The following is a 19,873-nucleotide window of genomic DNA, read 5'->3' on the forward strand; positions in this document are numbered from 1 at the left end:
TTAAATAATATTGGAATGTATTTAACTAAAGAAACAAAAGCTGAAATCTTCGCAAAACACGGAGGAAAAGCTGAAAACACTGGTTCTACAGAAGGACAAATTGCCCTTTTTACTTTTAGAATCGCTCACTTAACTGAGCATTTGAAAAAAAATCGTCACGATTACAACACTGAACGTTCATTAGTACTTTTGGTAGGTAAAAGAAGAAGTCTTCTTGACTACTTAAAGAAAAAAGATGTTGTGAAATATCGTGAGTTAATTAAAGAATTAGGAATTAGAAAATAATCAACTAAGGGGCTTTGTGCCCCTTTTTGTTTTATATATTTTAAAGTAAAAATACCCGATTGCATTTTGGGTAGGGAATAAAAAAGTTTGGTTTTTCATTGGGTTACACAACAACTACACACAACAACACAACTAAACCTAATAATTAATACCAAATTAGAATTTTTATGATTCCAAATGTAACAAAAGAGGTTATCGATTTAGGAGATGGACGCACCATTTCAATCGAAACCGGGAAATTAGCGAAACAAGCAGACGGTTCTGTGGTGGTTCGTTTAGGCGATTGTATGCTTTTAGCTACAGCTGTTTCGGCCAGAACAGCAAATCCAAATGTTGATTTTTTACCTTTAACGGTAGATTATCGTGAAAAATTTGCCGCTGCAGGAAGATTTCCGGGTGGTTTTTTCAAAAGAGAAGCCCGTCCAAGCGACAGTGAAGTATTAACCATGCGATTAGTAGACCGTGTTTTACGTCCACTTTTCCCGGATGATTATCACGCAGAAACACAAGTAATGATTCAATTAATGAGTCATGACGAAAATGTTATGCCAGATGCTCTTGCCGGATTGGCTGCTTCTGCTGCGTTAGCTGTTTCTGATATTCCTTTTTACAATTTAATTTCTGAAGTTCGAGTTGCTCGAGTGGATGGAAAATTCATCATTAACCCAAGTAGAACTCAATTAGAACAATCAGACATCGATATGATGATTGGTGCTTCTTTGGATTCTGTAGCGATGGTTGAAGGTGAAATGAAAGAAATTTCAGAAAAAGAAATGGTGGAAGCCATTAAATTTGCTCACGAAGCAATTAAAGTTCAAATTCATGCTCAATTGCGTTTGCAAGAAGCTTTTGGAAAAAAAGAAATTAGAACTTACGAAGGTGAACCAGAAGATGAAGCAGTTTATGCCAAAGTAAAAGCAGCAGCGTATGACAAATGTTATGCAATTGCTCAAGCAGCTTCAGGAAAAAGCGAAAGAAGCGAAAAATTTGCTTTAGTGAAAGAAGAGTGTAAAGCTTTATTTACTGAAGAAGAATATGCTGAAAATTCAGACTTAGCCGGTTTAGTTGGAAAATATTACTACAAAACAAACAAAGAAGCTGTTCGAAATGTAATTCTTGAAAAAGGAATTCGTTTAGACGGAAGAAAAACAACTGAAATCAGACCAATTTGGTGCGAAATCGATTATTTGCCATCTGTTCACGGTTCATCTTTATTTACACGTGGTGAAACGCAAGCTTTAGCTACAGTAACATTAGGAACGTCAAGAGAAGCAAATCAAATTGACTCTCCATCAGAACAAGGAGAAGAAAAATTCTACTTGCATTATAACTTCCCTCCTTTTTCAACCGGTGAAGCAAAACCGTTAAGAGGAACATCAAGAAGAGAAGTTGGTCACGGAAACTTGGCTCAACGTGCTTTAAAAAATATGATTCCTGCAGAATGTCCTTACACAATCAGAATTGTTTCTGAAGTTTTAGAATCAAACGGTTCTTCTTCTATGGCAACAGTTTGTGCAGGAACAATGGCCTTGATGGATGCCGGAGTTCAAATGGTAAAACCTGTTTCAGGTATTGCGATGGGATTAATTACAGACGGTCAAAAATTTGCAGTTCTTTCAGATATTTTAGGTGATGAAGATCATTTAGGTGATATGGACTTTAAAGTAACCGGAACGGCAGACGGAATTACCGCTTGTCAAATGGATATTAAAATCGACGGATTGCGTTATGACATCATGGAGCAAGCGTTAGATCAAGCTCGTGAAGGTCGTTTACATATTTTAGGTAAATTGGTTGAAACAATTGCTACGCCAAGACCAGACGTTAAGAAACACGCTCCAAAAATCATCATGCGTACCATTCCAGGTGCTTTCATTGGTGCATTAATTGGACCTGGAGGAAAAGTAATTCAAGAATTACAAAAAGCTACCGGAACAACTATTGTTATTAATGAAGTAGATGAGCAAGGTGTTGTGGAAATCTTAGGAACAGATCCGGATGGAATTGCTGCAGTTTTGGCAAAAATCGACAGTATTATTTTTAAACCAGTAATGGGCGAAGCTTACGAAGTAAAAGTAATCAAAATGTTAGATTTTGGAGCAGTTGTAGAATACACACAAGCTCCAGGAAACGAAGTTTTATTACACGTATCTGAATTAGCTTGGGAAAGAACAGAAAATGTTGGAGACGTTGTAAAAATGGGCGATGTTTTTCAAGTGAAATACTTAGGAATCGATCCAAAAACAAGAAAAGAGAAAGTGTCAAGAAAAGCTCTTTTGCCAAGACCTCCAAGATCAGAAGAAAATAAAATTACTCCAAATAAGGATTAACTTTAATTGACCTATAGATATCAACCCGATTCGATTATGAATCGGGTTTTTTATTGATTTATTTTGTAATTCGACTACTACATTTGTGAATATATTAACAATTATTATATATTTGCATTAACGAGCCACAAAAAAAACATGATATCTTCAATACAAAAAACAATACTTCTTCTTCATTTACTATGTCTAACAACCGTTTTGGGTCAGGAATTCGCCATTACAGGTAAAATTATCGACGAGAACAAAATAGGAATTGAAGGAACTGAGATTCTATTGTTGAACAATGGAAATATCATTAATTCAGCCATAACTGATAGTAATGGTAACTTTTCAATAAAAAATAAACCCGGTATTTATTCTCTTCGTTTTTACTTTGTTGGAACAGTTATTTATCAAACCGATTTTAACCTCGACAAAAATATCGATTTAGGCACATTAGAATCATTCGACAATTCTACACAATTGAGAGAAGTTGAAGTTACCTCCAAAAAACGGGTTATTGAAAACAAAGTTGACAGAACTGTTTTTAATGTAGAAAATAGTATCCGTTCTACAGGCACAGATGGTTTTGAATTATTAAAAGCAACACCCGGCGTTTTTGTATCAGGAAGTCAAATTGGTATTGTTGGAAAAAGTACCGTTAGTATAATGATTGACGACAAAATCGTTAATTTATCCGGGAATGAATTAATTAACTATTTACGTGGAATTAGCTCAGAAAACATCAAAAACATTGAAGTTATCACAACACCACCTGCAAAATATGATGCCCAAGGAAACAGCGGTTTAATCAACATCAAATTAAAAAAAATACAAGAAGATTCCTGGGCAGTTAATCTTCGTAATTATTACATGCAAAATTCGTACCCTTCCTATTTGGGCGGAGTCAGTTTTACTTTTAATAAAAATAAATTAAGCCTTTTTACAGATTACATAAGACAATCTGGCCACGATAGATATTGGGAAAACATATCTAACCAATTTGAAACAGAAAGTTGGGAAGGAAGCACCAAAAGAAAAGACACCCGCGATATCAATCGACTAGCCTTTACATTAGATTATAAAATTTCTGAAAAAGCCAGTATTGGAACAAAATACATCGGATTACTCGACAATCCGGATACGGCAGACAGAAATATAACTGCTGTTAGAGATAATTCCTCCAACAATATCACATCAACTTTTTTTACAAATGGTTTTAATAAAAACGAAAGTTCAAATCACACGTTAAACGTTTACTATGTTCAAAAACTTGACACATTAGGCAAACAAATTTCAGTTGATTTTGATTATTTCAATTATACAGAAGATCAAAACAGAGTTTTTACAACAAATGAATTTTCTCCTGAAAATGTTCAAATCGGGTCAAGTTTTATCGCTAACAATTCTAGTTTACAAGACATCTTAAATTACAGTGGAAAAGTAGATTTCGATTTGCCAACCAAATGGGCAACTTATGGTTTTGGTGGAAAAGTAAGCTTTGTTGAAAACAAGAGCAATATTGCTTTTTTTAATCTTTCCAGCGGAATACCCGTTTTAGACATCAATCAAACAAACGATTTTGATTATTCTGAAAACACGCAATCTGCCTATGTGAATTTTAAAAAATCACTCAGTGCAAAATGGCAAACCCAAGTAGGTTTCCGCTATGAAAACACAATTGTGGAAGGCACAACTACTTCGTTAGATGTTACTCAAAATCAAGTAAATAATTTCAGCTACAGTAAACTATTTCCAACGATGTATCTCACTTATACACCGAACGAAAACCATAATTTTTCAGTCAATTACAGTAAACGAATTGGCCGCCCTATTTTCTGGCATTTGAATCCATTTAGAGTTTATTTGAATTCATTTACCTACGCAGAAGGTAATCCCTTCCTACAACCTTCTTTCACAGATAATTATGAGATAAATTACAACTTCAAAGAAAACCTAAGTTTCAAAATTTATTATTCCAATACAATTGACGGAAGTATGCAACTACCTATAGTTGAAACAAACAATAACGAAACAACATTACGCTATATTAGAGATAATTATGTAGATAGATACCAATTTGGTGGCACTATCACTTACTATTTTGATAAAATTACTTGGTGGGAAAGCTCAAACACAATTAACGGCTACAACAATGTAACAGCCTTTATCAAAGATGTTCCCACAGAAGCAAGAAATGGTTTTCAATATCATTTTTACACTTACAATACATTCAACTTAAACAAAAGCAAATCGCTAAAAGCCGAGGTAAACTATGAATTTCATAGTGCTCGAAGAGATTATTATTTTTCTGCCACACAATACAATAAACTCGATCTTGGACTTCGTTATTCCATCAAAGAAAAAGGATTGAATTTTATTTTAATGGCTTCCGATGTTTTCCGAAGTTACCAAGCTGATTTTACTAGTGTTGTAAATAATATTGGACAGCTTAACAACAGCTATTATGACGAAAGAAAAATTTTATTGGGTGTAACTTATAAATTTGGAAATAAAAAACTTACAGCAAACCAACGAGAAACCGGCAACGAAGAAATAAAAGATCGACTAAAATAATTTTTTTTTAAATTTTTGTAACTTTTATATATCTCTTTACGTATAACTACATGAAACTATTATTCAAGTAGAAAATAAATGAGACAGTTAAAAATAACCAAGCAGGTAACTAATCGTGAAACTGCTTCCCTAGACAAATACCTACAAGAAATTGGAAAGGTTGATTTAATTACAGCCGATGAAGAGGTAGAGTTAGCTCAACGCATCAAAGCCGGCGATCAACGTGCTTTGGAAAAGTTGACCAAAGCTAATTTACGTTTCGTAGTATCTGTTGCTAAACAATATCAAAATCAAGGACTTACACTTCCAGATTTAATTAACGAAGGAAACTTAGGACTCATAAAAGCCGCACAACGTTTTGATGAAACGCGTGGATTCAAATTCATTTCTTACGCAGTATGGTGGATTCGTCAATCGATTCTTCAAGCATTGGCAGAACAATCTCGTATCGTTCGTTTGCCATTGAACAAAATTGGTTCTATCAACAAAATCAACAAAATGTATGCCTTGTTGGAGCAATCTAATGAACGTGCTCCTTCGGCAGAAGAAATCGCCAAAGAATTAGACATGACCGTTAATGACGTTAAGGAAAGTATGAAAAACTCCGGTCGTCACTTATCCATGGATGCTCCTTTAGTAGAAGGTGAAGATTCAAATTTATATGACGTTTTACGTTCAGGTGAGTCACCAAATCCTGACAGAGAATTGATTCACGAATCACTTCGCACAGAAATCGAACGTTCATTAGAAACCTTAACTCCAAGAGAAGCAGACGTAGTTCGTTTGTATTTTGGTTTAGGTGATCAACACCCAATGACCCTAGAAGAAATCGGAGAAACCTTCGATTTAACCCGCGAACGTGTTCGTCAAATTAAAGAAAAAGCAATTCGTAGATTAAAACACACCTCAAGAAGTAAAATATTAAAAACTTATTTAGGATAAATTTTTTCTATACCAATTGCCTTTGATTTATAAAAGTAATTCGTATTTTGCGAGTCTAAATAGACACGCTTAGTCCAAAAATAGTAAAATTACAAACAGTTTAAACTGTTCGTTTTTTGATTGATGATTGAAACTCCGGCTGATTACCGGAGTTTTGCTTTTTTACTAAGCTAACGAAACTTTTAAACTTTTAAACTTTTAAACTTTTAAACTTTTAAACTTTTAAACTTTTAAACTTTTAAACTAAAATCTATCTTTGCACAAACAACAACTACAACAACACAATGAAAAAAACGTTAATTGCTCCTTCAGTCTTAGCAGCCGATTTTGCCAACCTACAACGCGATATTGAAATGATTAATGCCAGTGAAGCCGATTGGTTTCACATCGATATTATGGACGGCGTTTTTGTACCCAACATTTCGTTTGGAATGCCGGTTTTAGAAGCTATTACAAAACATGCAAAAAAAACAATCGACGTTCATTTAATGATTATCGACCCTGATCGCTATATCAAAACATTTGCTCAGTTAGGCTCAACCAACCTGACTGTGCATTATGAAGCTTGCACACATTTGCATCGCACACTTCAAGCTATCAAAGCCGAAGGAATGAATGCTGGAGTTGCTTTGAACCCGCATACACCGGTTAGTTTATTAGAAGACATTATTAACGATATTGACTTAGTTTGTTTAATGAGTGTAAACCCAGGTTTTGGAGGACAATCATTCATTGAAAAAACATATAAAAAAGTAAAAGAATTAAAAGAAATCATCACTAGAAACAACGCTTCGACTTTAATTGAAATTGATGGCGGTGTAACCAACAAAAACGCCAAACAACTAGCCGAAGCCGGAGCCGATGTGTTAGTGGCAGGCAACTTTGTTTTTAAAGCAGAAAATCCGACTCAGACGATATCGGATTTGAAAAAAATGTTAGAAACTTTAGACTAATACTGTTCCAACAAATACTTAATAATATCCGTAGTTGTCACAATTCCAACCAACAAATCACCTTCTACAACAGGAAGTGCATGAAATTCTCTTGAAGATAAAATTTCAGCTACTTCTTTGATGGTGGTTTCCGGTGAAACAGTGACGAGTTTTTTTGCCATTACTTGCTCAACGGTAAACATATTATAAACTGTTACGTCAACCACTTCGTCATCGTCGTCAACTGCATCTACAAATGAAATTCGCAGTAAATCGGTATAACTCAACATTCCGATAATTTTATTGCTATTGACAACCGGAATGTGTCGAATATGATACTTTTTAAACAGCATTTCTGCTTTAGTCAAATCATCCGTTAAATTGAGTTTGATAACATTTTTTGTCATTATGGTCGAAACCGGAACCTGCTTTTTCATCTTAATCTACTTTAATTCTAAACAAATTTCAGCATTAAATGACCACACACAAATGACAGATATCATAGTTTAATTGAGACTTTTTTTGTATCTTATTAAACTAAAAATTTATCATTTTTCTTACTTTTTCATACAATTCCGGAAACTCTCTTCTAAAATCATCCGGTGTTTCAAAAAAATGTTCCAACAAAACGGCAATGAATTCAAAACTGTTTGAAAAAGCATAAATTCGAAAATAATTAGAATCTATTAATTTCTTAGCCACCTGTTTTTGAGCTGTATAATCTAAAATAGCATTATAATTTCTGGCAAAAAGAATTGAGCTCTTGTCGGTTCGTTTCAACCCGTGAAAATGAATTGCATGAGCAAATTCATGTAAACCCAAATTCAGATTGTCATTGTGGTATTCATATCCTTCCAAAAAATCTTTCCACGAAAAAACAATGGCTTTCATTCTTGGGTTAAATTCTCCTTTGTGCCAAGCATCATTAGAAGTGGAATAATAAGGCTCAGGGTAAATTATGATTTTATCAAAAACATCGATCAAATACTTTCGCATGCCAAAAGTTAACTTGACAGCTGTAGCAGAAATGAAAACTTTTATTTCCTCATTCAAAACCAATTCTTCTTTGGCAATAAATTGATAATTGGCCATAAAAGTAGCCAAACGATGCTCAAAATATTTCTTCTTTTTATCTGAAAGTCGGTTGTAAAAAGTAATTTTTTCTCTTAGAATTCGCAGTTGTTGTTCCGTTAAAGACTTTTGCGACAAATACAAATGCACAAAAATTGGTTTGTGAAATAGTTTGGCATAAAAATACTCTACCACATAAAAAACAACAATTGAAATTAAGACAAATCCTAATAATAAAACAACCAAAATAAAAACGTTCATGTCATCCATCACTATGCTTTTTGTGGTTATTTTATCAATTTACTAATTCGTTCTTTTATCAATCAGCGTAGTTGGTTTTCTGTTTTCAGGAGAAAAAATAATCGGTAATAAATCTTCTTTTGTCACCACTTCTAATTTTGGAGTGACTCTCAATTTTGCTTTAAAATGATTTTTCACTTCATGAATAAATTCCTCCGAATTATTCGTAGTAACAATCTTAATTAAAATTTCATCTGTTCCTAAATCGTTAGTGAAAATTTCGATCACATGGTTTTCAATTGTTTCAAAAGAAGTAAGCAAATCATGCATCGCCGGCGGATACAAAGTAGTTCCTTTATACTTTATCATGTGTTGTTTTCTGCCAACCACCGGACCCAAACGCAATGAATTTCTTCCGCATTGGCAAGCATCGGTGTGCAACTGAACAATATCACCGGTTTTAAATCGCAAAAGCGGCATGGCTTCTACTCCTAATGTGGTAATGACCAATTCTCCTGTTTCGCCTTGTTTAACGGGTTTATTTTCATTGTCTAAAACTTCCACAATAATTAATTCCGGATGATGATGACCGCCTTGAAAATTTTCACATTCGGTGAAAGCCGTACTCATTTCGGTAGAAGCATACGATGAATACAATTGTACTGGCCATTTTTGGGTAATTTTATTTGAAAGTAATGTTGGATTAAAATCCTGATCACGCAAGGCTTCGCCAATGCAAATAACCCCTTTTACACTTGATGATTTATAATCAATGTGATGATTTTCGGCATATTCAATCAATTTCAACAAAAAAGAAGGTACTGAAATTAAATAGGCCGGTTTATATTTTAAAATAGAATCCCACTGCAATTCCGGAATTCCGGAACCAACGCGAATGACACCAGCTCCTAGTTTTCGTAAACCTAAAAAATAAGCTAATCCGGCCATAAATCGACGATCCATCGTGGTCATCAACTGAACTACATCACCTTTTTGAATTCCGGCACATTGAAAGGAAATCGATTCGTTATACGCTAATCTTTCCAAATCATTATCAGTTAAACCAATAGTTACCGGACTTCCGAGTGTTCCCGAAGTGGTGACATAATCAATAATTTTGTCTCGGGTAACACAAAAAAAGTCGTCATTAAATTCCTGTAAATCCGTTTTCGTGGTCACCGGAATTTGCTGCAAATCTTCCAGTGATTGAATGGAATTAACATCAATTTTATGTTGAGAAAATAATCGTTTGTAAAAAGGTGAATTTTGGTTCAAATAAACTAACAATTCCTTGAGCTTTTCACTTTGAAATGCATAAATTTCTTCAACCGAAGCCTTTTCTATCACTGGAATCATTCTGTTTATTTATTAATTTTCTTTAAATAATTTTCAATCTTTTTTCTATCAGGAACGGTTGTGATTTCTTTTTCGAGAGCTTTTTTAAATTCAATTTCTGCTGCTTTATACCATCCTTTTTGAAAATAATATTCGCCTATTTTGGAATAAACCAACCAAAAATCAGGATTCAAATTTTGATATTCCTTAGCAAACCCTGTTTCCAAAGTTAACTTTTCTTTTAAAACCTTATCTAACTTTCGATCTAAAATTCTAAACTTTTCATAATCGGCATATTCTTTTGTATGTAAAAAATCATCTTTTGGAATAATTGCGGATTCTTTCACAGAAACTGTAAAATCGCCATCCATTTTTCCAAAAACTTCATTCAAATCATACGCTACAAATTCGCCCAATTGATAGGGATTGGAAGAAACCCAAACCATTAATTGCTCCGGTTTAAAAATCACCGCATGATGAGCCCGAAGCTGATTGAGAGCTTTTTCATTTCCAAAACCAATTTTGAGTTCGGCAAGACCCTCTTTATTTCTGAGAATTTCGGCCATTTTTTGTGGATTCATTTTTTCCTTTTCATCCAACAGTTCATTCATTCGGTCAAAACGGTATTGCGAGTGACTTTCTTTAATATGTTCCACATTTCGCTCATCCGAATGATACGCTTTACTTTGAAAATGATTGGAACAAACCAGTTGATTGGAATTTTCAACTTCATATACATCAAAATTATCGGGAGCCATTTCAATCAAAACTGCCTTTTTGTCTTTCGCACTTCCCACCATAATTGATTCTGAAACAAAAACTTCATTTTTTTTGGCTATCGCAATTGCTTCATCAATAGTAGAAGCATACTGCAAAATTTCTCGGGTTACAATTGATATTGGTGTTTTTGCAACCAACGGAATATCCGATTTTCCGGCATTGATAGTTACGGTCAAGCCTTCTGCATTCATTCCGGAAAGCACGCCAATCATTCCGCCCCAAGTAACATTCATAAACGGAATTCCTTTTTCGGGTTTAACGAACAGAATGATTTTATCTTTTGCAAAATCGTCTCCGGCATAAAAATCAAAATTTCTTCCGATGAGTAGTGAACCATCTTCTGATTTATCGCCCCAAACCGCCATGGAAGAACAGCCAACCAAAGCCAAATCCTGCAAGGCATGACCAATATCGTGTGCTCCGTGAAGGTAAAGACTTCTGAGGTATTTGGGTGCAATGGAATTAAAATCGTTGGAAGCATATTCTGAAATTCCGTAGATTTCGGTTTTAAATTCTTCCGGAATATGTAGATAAAGTTTTCGGTTATACCATTTTAGAAATTGCCGTAATACTTTTTGTTTGAAAGTTGACGGAACCATTTCCTGTATTTTCGAAAAAAAAATACGTTCTTGGTTTAAAAATAAATCTTCGGATAAACCTCCAATTAATAATCCTCTTTGCAATTCATCTCCCGACACATGGAGTTCCCAGATTTGTTGTTTGTTTTTTATTATAAAATTCTCACCATATACAAAAAGAGAATCATTTCGTTTTTCGATGAGTGGTTTCTCAAATTGAGACGAAGCTAATTGTGGTTTATCTTGAAGCGATTTGGAAATTCCACAAGACAAAAAAGTGGTTCCAATAAAAAGGAAAAGTAGTATTTTGAATACAATTTTCATTCCTTCGCTTTGAGTTCGCTGTTTATTTTATTGACCAAATATTCTTTTCCAAGAATCTCCGAACAGGTTACAACTGCTCCGATAGTTACTCCCAAAACGCCATGCATACTAATGCTTTGACCTGTAAGAAAAAGATTTTCGATCTTAGTTTTTGGGGAAATAAAAGTTACCATTGGGTTGTTTGAATCTTTTACATAACCATATAAATTCCCGTTGTGACCGCCAATATAATCTCTGTAAGAAAGTGGCGTAGAAGCATGAACTGATTTAATGCATTCTCTAATATTCGGGATTTTCTTTTCTATTTCTTTTAGAAAAATTTCAATTTTATCGTTCTTGAATTTTTCATATTCTTCTCCCCTATCTTCTTTATTAGCAACTGTATTCTTGGTGTTTTCCCATTGTTGTACTTCGTCAAAACGCATGTAGGTTATGGCGGTTAAACTTTCTGCCCAAACCTGATTTTCCTCTGAGACATTCATCGAAATCATGTAACATTCCGGCCACGATTCTTGCGTATATTCGGCTGCTTTCCAAATTCGAGTGGCATCTTTTACGTGGTAATTATTATAATTTCGATAAAGTAAACTTTCCGGTTTTAGCACAATATAAATGCTAAACGGAGCAATAATTGCTTCTAAATTTTGTATTCTGTCGTAATACGCTTTTCTGAATTTATCTTTCCCTATTAATTTTAAAGTAGTTTTGGGTTCGATATTAGAAATAAATAAGTCGCCAAAGTATTCGTTTCCATTTTTCGTTTTGGCAGAAACCAACTTCCCTTCTTCATAACCAAAACCAATTACTTCATTGTGTTTATAGGTCTCCCCACCATGTTTTTTCAGCTGTTTGATAAGTTGTTTTGTAATTTGACTTCCGCCATTTAAACATCGCCAAGAGCTTTGAATATAGGAGTTGACAGAAAGAGCATGCACATAAAATGGCGTTCTGTAATCGTCGCCAGCATATAAAAAATTAGATCCAGCCAACACTGCTTTTAATTTTTCATTAGAAGTTAATTCATCCAAAAGAGTTTTAGCATTGATGGAAAGCACTTCATTTTGATAACCACCTTCATTTTTAAGATTATAAAGCGGAAATGAATCGCAGGCATAAACTAATTTTTCGCAATATTCTCTGAGAACTTTTTCTTCATCCGGAAAAAATTTCAACAATTGCTGCACAAAATTTTCATAGCCTTGAGCATGCGGATATTGGTTAGAATCTCCTTCAAAAGTGATAACATCATAAGCATCCTCATCCATCTTTTTTAATTTAAGATGTTCCATAATGCCGATGTATGAAAAATAGCTGTTTAAATTTTGACCTTCAGACAATCCGCCGATGTAGTGAATTCCGGTATCAAAAATTGTTTTATCGCGAACAAAGGTTTGCAGATTGCCTCCAAATTGGTTGTTTTTTTCTAAGACGCAGACGCTTTTTCCTTCTTTTGCTAGAATAATGGCTGAAACTAATCCGCCAAGACCGCTTCCCACAATGACAACATCATATTTCTTTTTCAAATTCACGGTTTTATAAAAACTAGTTTAGTTGGTTCTTCTTTTAAAGTGTTGAATCCTGCTTTTAGAATGACATCTTTCAATTCAAAATGATTTAGCAAAATGATTTTATTGGACTTGCTAATATAATCAGTTAAAATTGATTCTTCTGTAATTGAAGAAATTAATAAAGTATCAAAATTACCAATTTCTGTCAATTCCTCAACATAACAAATATCACGTTTTTTGACTAAATAACTAGTTCTTGCTACACTTCTTTTTTCTTCGTCAAGAATATAACTTTGAATCTTTCTTTTGGCTTGTTGCAAGGTGAGCAAAACATCTAATTGACCATAATCATTCGCAAAATGAAGAATTTTTGCAGACGAAGAAATATCATCATTAAGATTGAAATATTCGCTTTTATTCTTTTCAAAATCAGCTTTTACTGCTTTAATAATTTCTGATTCTTTGTAGAGAAAACTTAAAAATAGTTTGTTTTTAAAATAGTTTTCGTCTTCTTTTTCACTTCTAATTTTAGCAAATTCTTGTCTGAAAAGTTTATTAATCGACTTAGTTCTTTCGGAATAATTTGTTCCAAAAGAAGTGGTAGAAGGTTCAATTCGTTTGCCAATTATAACAGTAATATTTTCATCATAAATAATATGATCTCCTTTGGGAAGCGATTCTGCATTTCCGTGAATATAAATCGGCAAAATATCCAAATTAAATTGTTCTGCCAGATAGAATGCTCCTTTATGGAAACGCTTAATTTCGTTATCTTCCGAACGAGTTCCTTCCGGAAAAACCATTAACAAATACCCACTATCCACCCTTTCTCTCAAATGTTCTTCACCGCCTTCTAAACCTTGAGAAACAGGATAATAACCAGCTAATTTTACAACTCCACCAAAAACAGGCGATTTATAAACCCAGTCATTCACTAAATAAATGATGCGGTGCGTTACCATTCCTGTTGCCAGAGTATCTAAAAAAGAAGTGTGATTAGCAATAACAATGGCCGGCTTGTCGAATTTTTCGTTGTGAAAATTTATGATTTTTTTCTTTACAAACGGATTAGAATACAAAACCGATTTCATGAACTTTGAAATAATTTTTCTGAACCAACTCGTTCTTATTTTGGCATTTACAGGCAATAAATACAAAATTATTCTCCCAAAAAAGGAAAAAAATACTCCACCCATTCCATAATATAAAAAAGATAATGAGGAATGCAAAAACAATCTGAGAGAAATTGGTGAATTGCCTCGTTTAGGTCGATTGACAATGCAAATAGTGAACAATATTGGATAAAAAACAAAAGTGATAATTAATGCCGAAAAAATACCGATTAGCGATATAGCTGAAATAGATTTTAGAGCAGGATGTTTAGCAAAAATCAAGGCTCCTATTGCTAAAACAGTGGTTATTGCTGCCATTAAAATTGACGCTCGATAAGTAGGCAGTACGCTTTTACCATAGGTATATTCCTTTTGTAACGCACTTGTCATGAATATACTGAAATCTACTCCAAGTCCAAAAATCATTGTACACACAATTGTACTGAAAATATTTAGTTGCAAACCGAATAAATTCATTAATCCACCTGTTACAATTCCGGTAATTATAATTGGAATTGCACTTAAAATCACTAATTCTATTCTTTTGAAAAAGACAAAAAGAATCAGCAAAACGGCAATTAGTGAATAATTAATCAAATTAGTAAAATCATCACGCAATTGACCTAAAAAGGTTTCATTCATGTGTTTTCGGTCGATTACAACTAAATTTTCTTGCTTTGAAATAGCTTTAACAAATTGCTCTCTTTCATCCAAATTCAATTTCACCAAAGAAGAAATAGTATAAAAACCTTCTTTTTTGGAAACAAATTCTTTTAAAAACAAGGCTTTCACTGCTTCATAATCGCTGAATTGTATTGTTGAAAAATCTTCATTCAATAAAGTAAAAAATTGTTGATGCGTTTCTTTTTTAAAGCCAACTGATTCACCGTTTGCAATCAAACTTTTTTGGAGAAAATCTTTCTTTTCGGGAGTCCAAAACGTCTTCCATTTTTCAATCTTTTGTTTTTGATCGTTTTCAGACAAAACCAAACCACCTATGGAACTAAAAGTTAAAATTTCTTTATTTTCTTTTCGTTTTAGAAGATCTTTATAAATTGTGTTGGAATGTGCCAATGCTTCGTCAATCGAATTCCCATATGAAGTTAGATAAATCGATTTTGAAGTTAGATTCGTTGCGTTTTCTAATTTACTCTCAGCTAACTTGATTTCTTCGGGAACATAATTAAGCTCTGACAAATTGTTGTTGAAGGTTACATTTCTGAATGTAAACAAGCTTACAACAATAACTATCAGACATGAAAAGATTAAAAATTTGTTTTTATGATAGGAAAAAAAGGCAATTTTATCTAACGCTGTCGTGGATTTTTCGTCTGAAACTTCCTTTGGCTTATATAAATGCGGAATAATTAATAGCGAAAAAATTGCAGAAACCATGACACAAACAGCGGCAAAAATCCCTAAATCTTTCAAGGCTTCAGAGTGAACAAAGAGTAAACATAAAAAAGCAATTGCTGTTGTACTACTACTCATTAGTAAAGGTTTCACTATGTCCTTAAACAGTGTTTCTACATTGTTATTATGTTTATAATGTGTGAGAATATGTAACGAATAATCAATCGTGACACCCAATAAAACAGCACCAACACTCAACGAAATTGCCGAAATACTGTCTTTTATAAAATATAAAAATGCCATCGCTGTCACAACTCCGAAAACGGTTGGAATAAAAATAATAATTGGCACTAAAATATTACGGTAAAAAAACACTAGTACCAAGACCAAAAGACTCAATGAGACAAACACAGTGGTCATGATATCTTGTTTAATTTGCTTGGCGTTTGCGACAGCTATAAAGGAAGATCCAAAATAGGACAAATTAGTTTTATCTTTGAAATCTAGATTGAGCTCTTGTTGAATTTCTTGTAGTTTTTCAACAAATAATTGACTTTTTTCGGTTTCAGTTCCGGCTAATTTCGGGCTAATAAATAGCAATAATTTGGAATTGTCTTTAGTAATTAAAAAACCATCTTTCAATTGAAAATCGTCACCACTATTGAGTTCCTGTAATTTTTTTAAACCCAAAAATGAAATGCCTAGCGGATCATTTAGAATGAAATCTTTAGCTACAATTCCGGTTGGCGAAATCAGTGTTTTGTAATTTTTTTCAACTTGAACAGAAATACTATCGTTGTTGAGTTTTAGATCAATTAATGCATAATCAGGATCATCTAAAAAGAGCGGTAAATTATTATACACAAATTCAATCGTTTGTTGAATGTTATCATCATCCACTTTTCCTTGAATTTCTTCAATATACTGATTTAGTGAAGCGGTTTTATCTAAAAAAGCAGTTGCTGTTTCAATCAAATCATCCTCAGAACCATTTTTATCTTTTTCGATAATGACAGTTATTTTATCTGAAAAATTAATCTGCTGAAGCACTTTTGCTGTTACATCCGATTTTTCACTTTTTGGAATAATCCGAGTAATATCTTCTTCAAACTGAATTTGAGCTGCGAAAAACCCAAAAAAGCACAACAATGCAACAGCTATTGCAATAGCAAAGAGTTTTTTTCGCTCAACGAAGCGATAAATTGCAATAAAAAATTGTTGCATGTTCCTTTTTATTTAATCGATTTTTTGGTCAGCGAAAGTAACAAATAACTTCCAACTCCAAAAACAATTGCGGCTACAGTTGCCAATACAAAACTTCCCACAAGATATTGTGTTAAATTGGATTTTACAACATCAAATGTGATAGAATTATCAAATCGAAGCGGTTTTGTATTTCCCACAAAAAAAGAACCAATTTCTAATGATCCGAAAATTATAAACGGAATCATTGGCGGAAAGCTTATGTTTGAGAAAGCAAAGGATAATGCTTTGTTTAACCTAAATAATATTGCTAAAGATATGGACAATATGGTTTGAAAACCCCAAAAAGGAGCAATTCCGATAAAAACACCCAAAGCAATAGAAGTTGCTTTTTTGATGTTTGAATCTGAACTGGCTAAAACATCTTCGCGAATGAAATCTTTAAACTTTTTTTTTACCAATTTTTGAAAAAAATCTCTTGGTTTGATGTAAAGTAGTGTGATGATTACCAAAACCGTATTCAACACACTAATTCGGCTAAAATCATGAAACGGACGGAAGTGTGAAACTCGTTCGTTTGGATCATATAAAATATTAATGGGGATATTTTTTACCGGAATACTTTTCCATGATGTTCGAACAATTACTTCAATTTCAAATTCAAATTTTCGGGTAAAAAATTTCTTCGGGATTGAATTTAGTGGATACAACCGAAAACCCGATTGCGTATCGTCAAGTTTAATACCGGTTTCAAACCAAAACCAAAAGTTAGAAAACTTGTTTCCAAAACTGCTTTTCTTTGGCACTCCGTCTTGGTTCATGTTTCGGCTTCCGATGAGTAATACATCTCGCTTTTCTTCTTCCAAAGCTTTCCAAAAAAGTGGAATATCGTTTGGAAAATGTTGCCCGTCAGAATCAATCGTAATGGCAAAAGTGTAGTTTAATTGTTTTGCTTTTTTAAAACCTTCACGCAAAGCAACTCCTTTTCCTTTATTTTCAGGAAAATGAATTTGTGTGAGTTGAGGATATTTTTGCAAGATGGATGACGTTTCATCGGTTGAACCATCGTTTACGATAATGATGTTTTGTGTATAATTTAAAACACCATCAACAACCCGTTGAAGTGTTTTTTGATTGTTGTAGGTTGGAATAATAACGCACGTTTCCGCTTTAATTTTACTATTGATATTGGTTTCATTCATAAAATTAGGGTTAGTTTTTCAATAACTCCTTTTCTTGTGCGGTAAACGATTTTGATTGGTTGATAAAAGTTAACAAATGTTCTTTTAAGGATTTGTTTTGTTTATCAAATGTAGTTAAAATAAGTTGTTTATCCTCTTGAATGTTTCCTTTGTAATTAAGGATTTTGGGTGTGTTTTCCTGAATGCTTAACCTGATTAATCTAATTTCGGCATTGTTTGGATCTGCTTTCAATGCTTTTTCAAGAATTTGAATTCCTTTTGTAAAAAGGTCCTTTTTTGTTTTTCTGTCGGATGCAAATTTTGCTTTCAATGCGATTGAAGCACCTTTGTAGGCCAACATTGTTTTATTATCGCCTATATAATTTGCCATTGCATCACTAAATTCATCAGCTTTTTCTTTTGATTTGGAAGCTTGAATATAATTTTCTCTCACGGTTGAAATATCCTGACTACCGGAGAAAAAAAATAGAAATACTATGGAAAATAAAAACTTCAAATTATGCTTTTTTGTAGGTGTTGGATAATTTTAACGCAACGGTTTCATCAAAAAAGGTAGTATTTTTTACTTTTATTTCTGAATCTAAATCTCCGCTAACATCTAATTCCAGTCGTAATGTTGGGTTTACTTCAGGATTAATTAAAGCCATAAATTTGACATTGGATGAGCTTTTTAAAATCAAAGAACTTCCCAGGATTTCTTGAGAAAGTTCTTTGATAATTTGCATCATACAAACACCCGGCGTTACTGGATTTCCGGGAAAATGACCTTTGAAAATGGCATGTTCTTTATTTAAAAAAACAGTGACATTGTATTTTTCATCTGAAATTTTCTCGATATTTTCAACTGTATAGAAATCCTTTAACAACATGGGTTTATTTTTATATGAAATGTACGTTTTTTATTTTAAATCAAAAGAATACGATACGCCAATTTGAAATAACTGATTAAGTTTCACTTCATCAATATTTCCATTACCATTTTCGTCGTTGTATTCGTTGTAATTATCTCCAAATATATCAACTAAACCTTGTTTAAATCTAGCATCAACAGCCACACCATTTTTAAAAGTATAGCCAATTCCGCCCATTAAAGCGAAGTCAAAACCAATTAATTCATTACTGTAAATGTTTGGTAAATTATCTCCTACTTTAATATCAATTGTAGGTCCCACCAAAACATTGAATCCACCGCCAAAAGTAAATTTATTTGTTACTCCTATAGACAAATAATCTATTGAATAATTGTCATTGTTGGCTTTAAAGCCTTGTCTAGAATAAGTTAGCTCCGGCTGAAGAGAATACAAATCAACAAACTTTAACTCGAATTGTCCCCCAACAAAAAAATCGGTTTTTGAATCTACTTCAAAGTTTGTAACTTTTGCAATATTAACTCCGCCTCGCACACCAGGTTTAAACTCAAATTGTGCATTTGAAACCAAAGTTCCTGCAAAAATAAAAACGAAAATTGCTAAACACTTCTTCATGATTAAAAATATTTAAAGTTTATTTTACATCAAAAGTATAAGTTGCTCCTAGAGAAAATACTACATTGGTATGGCTATCATTTAAATCTAAAACAGGTACAATTCCTTTTTTAATTCTACCTTCAATACCAAAGTTTTTATTAAAGTTATAGCCAGCTCCAATTAAAAAGGTAAAATCAACCTCGTTATATGTACTAAAACTTTCTTCTACAACAAAATCGATTGTTGGACCTACGTGAAAATTAAAATTATTGAACGTAAACTTATTAACGATAGCAATCGATAAATAGGAAACATCTAAATCTCTTTTAAACTCTCTCATTAAATTCTCATCGTAATAAGTGTATTTTGATCCTTGACGTGAATAATCTACTTCTGGTTGTAAAGCATAAAACTTAGACAATTGTAATGTACCAAAAATACCTACATAAAAATCGGTTTTTGAGGAAAATTGATCTTCATTTCTTATTTCAATATAATTGCCATTGTTGTCATAATAATAATCATAATAAACATCTCCTTTTGTAAAATGGGAGAAATTTACACCGGCTCTCACTCCAGGTCTAAAAGTAACTTGTGCACTTACTGCATTGTATAAAAACAAACATACAACTGATAACAAAAATTTTTTCATGATA

Annotated in this window: 16 protein-coding genes; 5 read left to right on the forward strand and 11 right to left on the reverse strand. The window is 33.1% G+C overall.

The window, feature by feature from the left end; genetic code table 11:
- The first annotated feature begins 15 nt into the window (after nt 1-15).
- The 5 genes from rpsO (at nt 16) to rpe (ending at nt 7,066) form a co-directional block, all read left to right on the forward strand.
- Entirely contained in the window at nt 16-285 is a 270-nt protein-coding gene (gene rpsO / locus AC23MC_RS00790; RefSeq protein ID WP_487566449.1) for a 30S ribosomal protein S15, read from the forward strand.
- 167 nt (nt 286-452) lie between these two features.
- Nucleotides 453-2,615, forward strand: coding sequence for a polyribonucleotide nucleotidyltransferase (locus AC23MC_RS00795; protein ID WP_487566448.1), 2,163 nt, complete (start codon nt 453-455; stop codon nt 2,613-2,615).
- A gap of 138 nt (nt 2,616-2,753) precedes the next feature.
- Nucleotides 2,754-5,171 (forward strand): TonB-dependent receptor domain-containing protein, encoded by a 2,418-nt coding sequence (locus tag AC23MC_RS00800; protein ID WP_487566447.1) that lies wholly within the window; start codon nt 2,754-2,756, stop codon nt 5,169-5,171.
- 78 nt (nt 5,172-5,249) lie between these two features.
- Nucleotides 5,250-6,113, forward strand: coding sequence for a sigma-70 family RNA polymerase sigma factor (locus AC23MC_RS00805; RefSeq protein WP_026711939.1), 864 nt, complete (start codon nt 5,250-5,252; stop codon nt 6,111-6,113).
- 284 nt (nt 6,114-6,397) lie between these two features.
- Nucleotides 6,398-7,066, forward strand: a complete 669-nt coding sequence (rpe, locus tag AC23MC_RS00810; protein WP_487566446.1) for a ribulose-phosphate 3-epimerase — start codon at nt 6,398-6,400, stop codon at nt 7,064-7,066.
- On the opposite strand, the gene AC23MC_RS00815 is transcribed toward rpe, so the two are convergent.
- From AC23MC_RS00815 to AC23MC_RS00865, 11 genes are all read right to left on the reverse strand, one after another.
- Nucleotides 7,063-7,482: a CBS domain-containing protein gene (locus AC23MC_RS00815; protein ID WP_487566445.1), complete on the reverse strand. Its 420-nt coding sequence runs from the start codon at nt 7,480-7,482 to the stop codon at nt 7,063-7,065. The two genes, rpe and AC23MC_RS00815, sit on opposite strands and share 4 nt — an antisense overlap.
- Before the next feature lie 100 nt (nt 7,483-7,582).
- Complete coding sequence (locus AC23MC_RS00820; RefSeq protein WP_487566444.1) at nt 7,583-8,386, reverse strand: zinc-dependent peptidase; 804 nt, start codon at nt 8,384-8,386, stop codon at nt 7,583-7,585.
- A gap of 33 nt (nt 8,387-8,419) precedes the next feature.
- The gene (flxY, locus tag AC23MC_RS00825; protein WP_487566443.1) at nt 8,420-9,712 is read right to left on the reverse strand and encodes a flexirubin biosynthesis putative acyl-CoA ligase FlxY; all 1,293 of its coding nucleotides are present in this window, start codon (nt 9,710-9,712) and stop codon (nt 8,420-8,422) included.
- 5 nt (nt 9,713-9,717) lie between these two features.
- Complete coding sequence (locus tag AC23MC_RS00830) at nt 9,718-11,373, reverse strand: C45 family autoproteolytic acyltransferase/hydrolase (protein ID WP_487566442.1); 1,656 nt, start codon at nt 11,371-11,373, stop codon at nt 9,718-9,720.
- The gene (locus tag AC23MC_RS00835) at nt 11,370-12,896 is read right to left on the reverse strand and encodes a phytoene desaturase family protein (protein ID WP_487566441.1); all 1,527 of its coding nucleotides are present in this window, start codon (nt 12,894-12,896) and stop codon (nt 11,370-11,372) included. The genes AC23MC_RS00830 and AC23MC_RS00835 overlap by 4 nt, the downstream gene beginning before the upstream one ends.
- Before the next feature lie 2 nt (nt 12,897-12,898).
- Nucleotides 12,899-16,570, reverse strand: a complete 3,672-nt coding sequence (locus AC23MC_RS00840) for a 1-acyl-sn-glycerol-3-phosphate acyltransferase (protein WP_487566440.1) — start codon at nt 16,568-16,570, stop codon at nt 12,899-12,901.
- 8 nt (nt 16,571-16,578) lie between these two features.
- A complete protein-coding gene (locus tag AC23MC_RS00845; protein WP_487566439.1) occupies nt 16,579-17,751 on the reverse strand; it encodes a DUF2062 domain-containing protein in 1,173 nt (390 codons plus the stop codon).
- 10 nt (nt 17,752-17,761) lie between these two features.
- Entirely contained in the window at nt 17,762-18,247 is a 486-nt protein-coding gene (locus tag AC23MC_RS00850; RefSeq protein WP_487566438.1) for a hypothetical protein, read from the reverse strand.
- A gap of 1 nt (nt 18,248) precedes the next feature.
- Nucleotides 18,249-18,620 carry an ApeI family dehydratase gene (locus tag AC23MC_RS00855; protein WP_487566437.1) on the reverse strand — a complete coding sequence of 124 codons (372 nt, stop codon included), beginning with the start codon at nt 18,618-18,620 and terminating at the stop codon, nt 18,249-18,251.
- A 30-nt stretch (nt 18,621-18,650) separates the two neighbouring features.
- Nucleotides 18,651-19,235: an outer membrane beta-barrel protein gene (locus AC23MC_RS00860; RefSeq protein ID WP_487566436.1), complete on the reverse strand. Its 585-nt coding sequence runs from the start codon at nt 19,233-19,235 to the stop codon at nt 18,651-18,653.
- Between the two features lie 19 nt (nt 19,236-19,254).
- Entirely contained in the window at nt 19,255-19,869 is a 615-nt protein-coding gene (locus AC23MC_RS00865; protein WP_487566435.1) for an outer membrane beta-barrel protein, read from the reverse strand.
- Nucleotides 19,870-19,873 lie beyond the last annotated feature (4 nt).

The organism is Flavobacterium sp. T50_26, from assembly GCF_057652995.1.